Source organism: Longicatena sp., assembly GCF_982403165.1.
Genome location: NZ_CEVYEL010000077.1, coordinates 1 through 9,248 on the forward strand (window position 1 = coordinate 1; position 9,248 = coordinate 9,248).

A 9,248-nucleotide genomic window follows, 5' to 3' on the forward strand; every position below is an offset into this window, starting at 1 on the left:
CGCTTTGAAATTAAAACGAACCGCCGTATACGGAACCGTACGTACGGTGGTGTGAAAGGGTGATTTATTTCACCCTACTCGATTGCTCAATCAGTATCCTTCCATAATAAAATAGGGATATGTATTCCTTCTTCTTCTTATATCGTTTATAATAAAAGTAAGAAAAAGTAAAGGAGGCAGCACTATGTTTTATGATGATGTAATGGAGGCTAAATCTTATATACAATTGCATATAAACAAGGCTCCTGAAGTAGGGATGATCTTAGGCAGTGGTTTAGGTCAGTTAAGTGAACAAATCGAACATCCTATCACTCTACCTTATGACAGCATTCCTCACTTTCCTATTTCACGTGTAGCGGGACATGAAGGTAATCTTATCATCGGAGAAATGCATGGCAAAAGCGTGATGGTGATGCAGGGAAGATTTCATTATTTTGAAGGCTATGATATGAAGGAAATTACCTTTCCGGTGTTTGTGATGAAAATGTTAGGGGTACATGATCTTATTATTACCAATGCTTGTGGCGGTATCAATCGCACGTTTCAGCAGGGAGATTTAATGCTGATTGATGATTTTATCAATGGCGTTTCTGTGAATCCGTTAATTGGTGTAAATGATGAACGCTTTGGTCCACGCTTTCCAGATATGTCTGAACCATATAGTTCAGATTTAAGAAATTTGGCAAAGACAATAGCTGATCGTTTAATGATACCTTATCATAGTGGTGTATATACGATGTGGCAAGGTCCTTATTATGAAACAGCGGCAGAAATACGCATGTTTGAGCGTGCCGGCAGCGATGCCATAGGCATGTCTACTGTTCCCGAAACCATAGCGGCTAATTACTTAGGTATGCGAGTCTTAGGCATTTCCTGCATAACCAATATGGCAACCGGTATCTGTAAAGAAAAACATTCCCATGAAGAAGTTTTAAAAGTTGCGGAAACGGCAAGCAGCCGTTTATGTGCATGGATTCAAAATATTTTGCAGGAAATGTGATATGAGGGGAATCTGGGAACATAATGGCATTGGTGGCATTTTATGGAGTGAAGATTATCCGGGAGCAAGTGGTAGAGGAAAGACGTTACAAGAAGCAAAGGGTAAACTGTTGCATGATATTCAGCGATATCAAAAATGGTGTGCGCTAGATAAGACCTGCCCAAAAGCTAATGAAGATATCGTCATAGTTCAGGAAAAGGACAGTACCTTACAAGTGCAGGATGCAGATAGTGATGTGCTATTTGATAGTGAACGAAACAGCCTACATATCGAAGAATATCTTATATTGAAACAGCGTTGCATACAATCAGCGCATGATTTTCTTACCTTATATCAAAGCATACCTAAGAAATTATACACTGATCTATTTCCCCGTAAGACTTTTTATGGGAAGATTCCTACAACAGCACAAGCAATGTATGAACATACCAATAATGTCACGTCTTATTATATGGGAGAAATAAAGGTATCACTGCAAAACCTGACAAACATATATGAGAATCGTTTACAGGCTTTTGCATTATTAGAGAAACAAGAGCATTTTTTAGATAATAAGATTTATATAGGAAATTATGATGAAGCATGGACACTGGCAAAGGTCATGCGTCGTTTTATCTGGCACGATACGATTCATGCAAAGGCGATGTATCGTATGGCGATGCGCAAATGGGATAGGAAGATAATCCGTAATCCTTATCAATTCTAAAAAAGGTACAGAGAGCTGATGATGAAATGATCATCAGTAACCTGTACTTTTTTCATAATGATAGTCAAGGTGAAGGCAAGAACGACATATGCTTAATAATATTCATTAAGCAGTTGCGTAAGATGGCGATGAAGCTCAAGCAGCTATTATTTATGATACCAACTATAGTATTCTTCATCCTTTTCACTTGCGATTTCTTCTATCATTTCTTCTTCATAAATATAGAAGGTCTGATTGCCATATAATGCCAGAAAGTCTTCCATTGAAAGCATAAAACGGGAATATTCATTTTGTATGCGAACACCATCTTTATGCTGGATAGCATACACCATCCCCTTTTTATCTGTCGTACAAACGATGGCATGTGCCTTTAAACAATCTTTTAATTGTTGTATTGAATTAATTTTTTCCATAGGAATACCTCACTGTCCATTATTGTATCGTAAAAATGTGAAAGAAGCCAAGTCTTTCATAAAAATAAATCAAAAACCTCATTGTTTTGGCAATGAGGTCTATTGTTTATGCAATCTTTTCAAACATTTCTTTAGGAACCGTACAAATCGGACACTTGTAGTCATCGCTTTCTTTTGTGATATCACCTTCATAGATGTAACCACAAATCGTGCAGCGATATTTTACATCCGTACTTGTTTCTTCTGCAGGTGCTTGTGTAGCTGGCTCCTTAACTAATTCAAACATTTCTTTAGGAACCGTACAAATCGGACACTTGTAGTCGTCACTTTCCTTTGTGATATCACCTTCATAGATGTAACCACAAATCGTACAGCGATATTTTACATCCGCACTTGTTTCTTCAGTAGGTGCTTGTGTAGCAGGCTCCTTAACTAATTCAAACATTTCTTTCGGAACTCCGCAGATCGGACACTTGTAGTCATCGCTTTCCTTTGTGATATCACCTTCATAGATGTAGCCACAGATCGTACAGCGATATTTCACATCAGAAGATGTAGGTGTTCCTGCTACAGTTGAATCAGCTTCAAATGCCTTTGCGTAAACAGCGGGATCTTCACCTAAATCTTTGCGTTCATGATAGGTCGTATGCAATAAAGCTTCGGCCAAAGTACTTAAAGGTGTGCCATAGAATTCTTCATAGACAGCTTTGATATGTGGATTATCATGGGAATTACGCAAGCTCATAGAAGCATCTTTATCATATAATGAAGCAATGCGTTTTTTACGGATATCCTGCATATCTTCACCGATATGCTTTGGCTGTCCGCCTCCGCCGATGCAACCACCAGGACATGTCATAACTTCCACAAAGTCATAATGTGTTTTGGTTTCTTCCATATGCGCAATAAATTTACGGGCATTATCTGTACCATGCACAACAGCAACGCGTACAGGAATATCGGCAATCGTTACACTGGCTTCACGTACACCGGCAAGCCCGCGTATCGCTTCAAGCTTCAATAAATCATCACCAGGCTGTTCATTTGTAAGAAAATAATAGGCACTTCTTACAGCAGCTTCCATAACACCACCGGTATTGCCAAAGATGACACCGGCACCACTACCTCTAGGCATGAGGCTATCATAGTCACTTTCCCCAACACTAGTTAGATCTAAATTTTCTGCACGCAGCCAATTCGCTAACTCTTTTGTGGTAACTACCTTATCACAGTCACGATACCCTTGGGTATGATGATAGTTTGCGGCATCATGAAATTCTTCTCTGGTAATTTCAAATTTCTTTGCGGTACATGGGGTTATGGCTACTATATAAATATCTTCAGGAGCGATTCCTTCTTTCTTCGCAAACCATGTTTTAATGGTCGGCGCAAACATACTGATTGGAGATTTGCTAGATGAAATATTTGGTAATAGCTGTGGATAATAGGTTTCAACGAATTTTATCCATGCCGGGCAGCAGCTGGTAAATTGCGGTAATGGTTTCTTGTTTTGAATGCGATCAATCAGTTCACTGGCTTCTTCCATAATGGTCAAATCTGCCGCAAACGTTGTATCGAATACATAATTCACACCAACACTGCGAAGAGCTGCAACCATTTGTTTCTCTACATAGCTTCCGGCTTCCATGCCAAATTCTTCACCTAAGCCAACGCGCACACTTGGCGACGTGATTGCCACCACTTTTTTCTTGCCGCTTTTAATGACATCCGCTACTTCCATCCAATCCTGACGCTCAACCAAAGCACCTGTTGGACAAACATTTACACATTGTCCACAATGAATACAAATGGCGGTATCCTCTGTTTTTAATAAATCATAATGATGACCGACAGATATTTCTTTCTTACAAACTTCTTTACATTGTCCGCAACGAATACATAAGCTCTCAATTCGTCGTATTGCCGGATTATCATTTTCAACTGGTACTCGTATATCTATACTTACATGTTTGCTCATAAACTTTCCTCCATATTTAAGAATGATTCTTAATATATTCATATCATACCTTTATTTCCAGTATCTGTCAATATACTTCTCAATGAATCTTATTTTTTCTAACATGGGCTTTTTTTTAATGCTTCAAAAACCATTGTCACACGATTTTTATGCAATTTTAAAATTTTACATAGTAAGAAAAGAATCCTAGAGAATGCGAAATGATTTAAGGTCTGCAGAAACTTTCCTTCCGTGTGTAAAATTTATTGAAACTAGATGAAAGAATGAAGAAAAAAGGGTATAATGATAAGGCAGTAATGATTTATGAGGAGAGTGATGATGTGACGGAAATAGAAAAAGCAATAGGGGTTTTTGATTCCGGACTTGGCGGCATCAGCGTATTAAGAGAATTACGCAGATGGATGCCAAAAGAACGATATCTCTACTTTGGCGATTCTGCCTTTGCGCCATATGGAGAAAAAGCGCGTACAGACATCACACAGCGCTGCATACAGATATGTGATGAATTGGTAAATAGAGGTGTAAAAGCGATTGTGATTGCTTGTAATACCGCAACGAGTGCTTGTGTAGAAGAACTGCGCAAGCGTTATCCGCACTTACCAATCGTTGGTATGGAACCAGCCTTAAAACCTGCTGTTGAAGGAAAGCAGGCTCAACAGGTCATCGTTATGGCAACACGCTTCACCTTGAAAGAGAAAAAATTTGAGTTACTGATGTCACGCTATCAGAAAGAGCATTGTATCTATAAATTACCAACTCCTAAGTTAGTAGAATTAGTTGAACAAGATAAGTTGGAAGATCATGCTCTTGTGGAAGCTACGCTAAGGGAATACTTTGCCCCTTATGATCTATCAGGTATAGATAGTATCGTATTAGGCTGTACACATTTTGTGTTCTTCCGTGAACAGATACGTCATATCGTAGGAAATCAAATAGCTCTTGTGGATGGCAATGCCGGCACCAGCCGCCATGTCTTAGAATTGCTAGAGAAGCATGGAACTTGTCAAACAGAGGATGGTCATCATGATATTACGATATTAAATTCATCCCCGGATCCTGCTTACATAGCATTGAGTAAAAAGCTGTTGAACATAGAAAGTTTTTAAGTTGAAATCAAAAGGCAAACAGTTATATAATGTCATACAGAATGGAGGAAATGAAAATGAGAGAAATTGCATGGAACAAATATGATGAGCAAAAGATGAAAGAAGTCATGGACTTCTCTGAAGGCTATAAGAAATTTATCTCGGAATGTAAAACAGAAAGAGAATGTGTTACAGAAAGTATAAAAATTGCGGAAGCACACGGGTATCGTAATCTGGAAGATGTCATTCGCAATCAGGAAACTTTAAAGCCAGGTGATAAGGTGTATGCGAATAATATGGGGAAGACCATTGCCTTATTTTTGATTGGTAAAGAACCTTTAGAAAAAGGAATGAAAATTCTTGGTGCACATATTGACAGCCCACGTCTGGATTTAAAACAGAATCCTTTATATGAAGATAAAGATCTGGCAATGCTGGAAACCCATTATTATGGTGGTATCAAAAAATATCAGTGGGTTACATTGCCACTTGCGATGCATGGTGTCATCGTTCGTAAAGATGGCAGCAGTGTGCAGGTGAACATTGGTGAAAATGAAAATGATCCGGTTGTCGGTATCAGTGATTTATTAGTTCATTTGTCAAGTGATCAGCTAGGTAAAAAAGGTAGTGTGGTTATTGAGGGTGAAGACTTAAATATCACGGTAGGCAGCATTCCTCTTAAGGATGAAGAAAAAGACGCAGTGAAGATGAATGTCTTAAAGCTGTTGAAAGAAACCTATCAGATCGAAGAAGATGACTTTGTATCTGCGGAAATCGAAGTTGTACCTGCCGGCAAGGCAAGAGATTATGGATTGGATCGCAGTATGGTAATGGGATATGGTCATGATGATCGCATCTGTGCATACACATCTTTAATGGCTTTATTAGAGATGCAAGAAATTGATCGTAGCGCTGTTTGTTTATTAGTGGATAAAGAAGAAGTTGGAAGTATCGGGGCAACCGGTATGGAATCAAAATTCTTTGAAAATATGGTGGCAGAAGTCATGAATTGTTTGGGAGATTACAGCGAATTAAAAGTACGTCGCGCATTAGCTAATTCTCGCATGCTGAGCAGTGATGTAAGTGCAGCCTTTGATCCTAACTATGCATCTGTTATGGAACCTAAAAATTCCGCATACATGGGAAAAGGTATTGTCTTTAATAAATACACCGGCTCACGTGGAAAAGGTGGCTGTAATGATGCAAATGCAGAATATATCGCAGCTTTAAGAAATATCATGGAAAAAGAAAACGTATCTTATCAGACAGCTGAGCTTGGTAAAGTTGATCAGGGCGGCGGAGGAACGATCGCCTATATTCTGGCACAATATGATATGGAAGTCATTGACTGTGGTGTCGCATTGCATAATATGCATGCACCATGGGAAATCGCCTCAAAAGCAGATATCTATGAAACAACAAGAGGATATGTAGCTTTCTTAAAACATGCATAAGGTATAAGATGGATGGTATGAAACATGTGCCATCTTTTCTTTATGCGATATAGTTGAAAAGCATATCCCAATACGCAATTACGATGATTACTGTGTAAAAGATTAGCAGAGAATGCAAAATCATAGCAGGTATATGGAAAGAAAGAGGTGAGATATTTATAATGCTAGTGAAAGATGAGGTATGAAAATATGAAATTTAAAAAAGTTATTAACTTTAGTATGGCTTTATTGATGCTTTTCAGCAGTATGCAGGTAGTTTATGGTAAAGAATCAAGTTCTTTAGATGAAGAAATCAAAGAAAAGGCTATAAAAGATAAGAAAGTTTTAAATCCTAAAACATATGAAAACATAGTGAAGCAATCGTCCGATATTGAAGAAATTAATGCAAAACTTGATAAATATGTTGTTAAAGAAGAAGTTATATATGAAAATTCAAAGATTAGAACAAGTAATGGAAAAAAACGTATTACTAAAAAATATTTATATAGTTATGATAATAATCTTCAATCAAAAAGTAAGATTGGTTCGTTAAATACTTTAGCTAATATTGTTTTAAGTTTTGCTAGTTTGGTTCCAAGTACCATGCAATTTAAAATTTCGTTACTGGCAATAGCAACTACTATTTTAGGTATACCAAAAGGTGAGGTCACAACCACGAAATCTGTTAGTGGTAAAACAAAATATGATACTATATTAACAATTAAGACAGGTGAGATTTATGAAAATGGATGGATAGGTAAAGCACAATCTAGAGAAAAAAAGTATTCAAGCTATATATTAGCTAGTGGTTATAATAAAAAAGGTAAACATTTTTCTAAAACTTGTGAGTTAGGCACAATGAAAAAACAAACAGGTAAGTATTTCTCAGATAGTAGTTTATTAGCGAGAGTTAGGTATGGAATGCAACCAACAGAAATTTGGGATGAACATACTGGAAAAACTACGTATTATAAAAAAACGGTAAAGAATTGTATAATTAAGTGATGCTTTCTATGATGTTATATAAAAATATAGTATAATATAAACGGTGGTGAAAATTATGATAAAGGAAAAAAAGAACCTTATTATCTTTATAAGTATTCTTTTGATAGGTATATTCATGCTTTTTGTAATAATGCAAAAAAAGGAAACAGCTGTTTGTGAAAACGGTATGATGACAAATGTGAACAGTAAAGATATCCAAAAAAACTATGGTGTAGATGTAGCTTTTATCGAAGATGCAGTAGCTGACATAGCTGATTCTGTAAGCAATGGACAATTTGAAATATCCTTTACAAAAAAGGATTGTGCATCAGATGCATGGGCAGCACTTAGTGGCACATACTCTTTTTATGTCAATGAAAAACATGCTTTATTACATTTGATTGTGAATAAAGTGAATGAGCGTCATGGATATGAATTAGAACAACTGACTTCGGCAAAAACGGTACAGCTAGGAAAGATTGAGGCAAAGTTACAAACCGAAAATACGCTAGGCATTTTGCAATTTCAAAAGGATGGCTATGCATTTCAAATTATCTTACCAAAGGATATCATGCATCGCTTTATCGCAACAGTGAAATAATGCAACAGTAAAAAGGTGGGGCATGGGTTATGAAAAATTATAAAATTGTTGTATGTGATGATAGCAAAGATATGCGTGATATGATATACAAGAAATTAAAAAGCCTTGATAACATAAATTTCGATGTTGTTTTGGCTGATGATAGGACGATTGATCTATCACAAGAATATGATGCGTATCTGTTGGATATCGAAATGCCGCATATGGATGGCTTTGCGCTAGCTACGAAAATTCATTCATTATATAAGAATGCTTTACTGCTATTTTTAACTAGCCATACAGAGTTATCAATGGTTGGTTATGAATATCAAGTGTTTCGTTTTATAGGAAAAAATGATTTGGATACTGTGTTTGAAACTTATATGAAAGATGTGAAAGAGGAGCTGGATCGTAGAAATCGTTATCTTATCGCAAAGGATGAGGAAGGCAATGAGATGGTGGTTTACTTGCGAGAAATTATTTGTATATATTCAGAAGGAAATTATTTGAATTATGCAACGTCCAAGCAGATATATCGTAATAGAGAAAAGTTGAAAAATTTTAAAGGGGATGTTTTCATACAGGCATCTAATGGGATGCTTGTGAATTTCTGTCATATAAATAAGATTGAAAAATCGCATATTTTATTAAGTAATCAAAAAAAAGTGAAATTAGGAAGAACATATAAGAAAGATTTTCTTACCAAAGTTATGCAATGTCGTATTGCGTCTATTTAAAGGAAAAAGATTTTTTGCCTTTTTTCTATAGGCTAAAATGATACAGGTGATACAATAGGTCATCTGTAATCGTAAGGGACATAACTAGGGGAGAAACGATAAAGAATGAAAAAAGTGCAAGAAATCCAAAAGGAAGACGAGCACTTTTTTTGGTAATTACCTTGATTATAAACTAACACATCCAAGCACCCCAGCAATCATTTTTGCACAAAAAAAGTCGCATCTGCGACTTCATTTTTTATATGGCTGGGGTACTTGGATTCGAACCAAGGAAATGCCAGATTCAGAGTCTGGTGCCTTACCGCTTGGCTATACCCCAATTTCGGCAACAC

General features: G+C 36.7%; 9 protein-coding genes and 1 tRNA gene. 7 read left to right on the forward strand and 3 right to left on the reverse strand.

Features of this window, described 5'->3' with window-relative positions; translation table 11 throughout:
* Nucleotides 1–184: 184 nt before the first annotated feature.
* Both AC1VS3_RS11930 and AC1VS3_RS11935 read left to right on the forward strand, forming a co-directional pair.
* The gene (locus AC1VS3_RS11930) at nucleotides 185–1,000 is read left to right on the forward strand and encodes a purine-nucleoside phosphorylase (protein ID WP_008689760.1); all 816 of its coding nucleotides are present in this window, start codon (nucleotides 185–187) and stop codon (nucleotides 998–1,000) included.
* Between the two features lies 1 nt (nucleotide 1,001).
* Nucleotides 1,002–1,706 carry a hypothetical protein gene (locus tag AC1VS3_RS11935; RefSeq protein ID WP_008689759.1) on the forward strand — a complete coding sequence of 235 codons (705 nt, stop codon included), beginning with the start codon at nucleotides 1,002–1,004 and terminating at the stop codon, nucleotides 1,704–1,706.
* A 146-nt stretch (nucleotides 1,707–1,852) separates the two neighbouring features.
* Here the strand turns inward: AC1VS3_RS11935 and AC1VS3_RS11940 are convergent, their stop codons facing one another.
* Nucleotides 1,853–2,119 (reverse strand): hypothetical protein, encoded by a 267-nt coding sequence (locus AC1VS3_RS11940; RefSeq protein WP_008689758.1) that lies wholly within the window; start codon nucleotides 2,117–2,119, stop codon nucleotides 1,853–1,855.
* A gap of 106 nt (nucleotides 2,120–2,225) precedes the next feature.
* A complete protein-coding gene (locus tag AC1VS3_RS11945; protein WP_196029892.1) occupies nucleotides 2,226–4,097 on the reverse strand; it encodes a [FeFe] hydrogenase, group A in 1,872 nt (623 codons plus the stop codon).
* 263 nt (nucleotides 4,098–4,360) lie between these two features.
* Between AC1VS3_RS11945 and murI the strand changes: the two genes are divergently transcribed.
* The 5 genes from murI to AC1VS3_RS11970 all read left to right on the forward strand — a co-directional run bounded on the left by murI (nucleotide 4,361) and on the right by AC1VS3_RS11970 (nucleotide 8,916).
* Entirely contained in the window at nucleotides 4,361–5,203 is an 843-nt protein-coding gene (murI, locus tag AC1VS3_RS11950; protein ID WP_017144569.1) for a glutamate racemase, read from the forward strand.
* A 56-nt stretch (nucleotides 5,204–5,259) separates the two neighbouring features.
* Nucleotides 5,260–6,636: an aminopeptidase gene (locus AC1VS3_RS11955; protein ID WP_008689755.1), complete on the forward strand. Its 1,377-nt coding sequence runs from the start codon at nucleotides 5,260–5,262 to the stop codon at nucleotides 6,634–6,636.
* A 189-nt stretch (nucleotides 6,637–6,825) separates the two neighbouring features.
* Nucleotides 6,826–7,620, forward strand: coding sequence for a hypothetical protein (locus AC1VS3_RS11960; protein WP_481275664.1), 795 nt, complete (start codon nucleotides 6,826–6,828; stop codon nucleotides 7,618–7,620).
* A 130-nt stretch (nucleotides 7,621–7,750) separates the two neighbouring features.
* Nucleotides 7,751–8,200, forward strand: a complete 450-nt coding sequence (locus AC1VS3_RS11965) for a hypothetical protein (protein ID WP_481275665.1) — start codon at nucleotides 7,751–7,753, stop codon at nucleotides 8,198–8,200.
* A gap of 29 nt (nucleotides 8,201–8,229) precedes the next feature.
* Nucleotides 8,230–8,916, forward strand: coding sequence for a LytR/AlgR family response regulator transcription factor (locus tag AC1VS3_RS11970; protein WP_481275666.1), 687 nt, complete (start codon nucleotides 8,230–8,232; stop codon nucleotides 8,914–8,916).
* A gap of 243 nt (nucleotides 8,917–9,159) precedes the next feature.
* On the opposite strand, the gene AC1VS3_RS11975 is transcribed toward AC1VS3_RS11970, so the two are convergent.
* Nucleotides 9,160–9,235, reverse strand: a tRNA-Gln gene (locus AC1VS3_RS11975).
* Nucleotides 9,236–9,248: the final 13 nt, after the last annotated feature.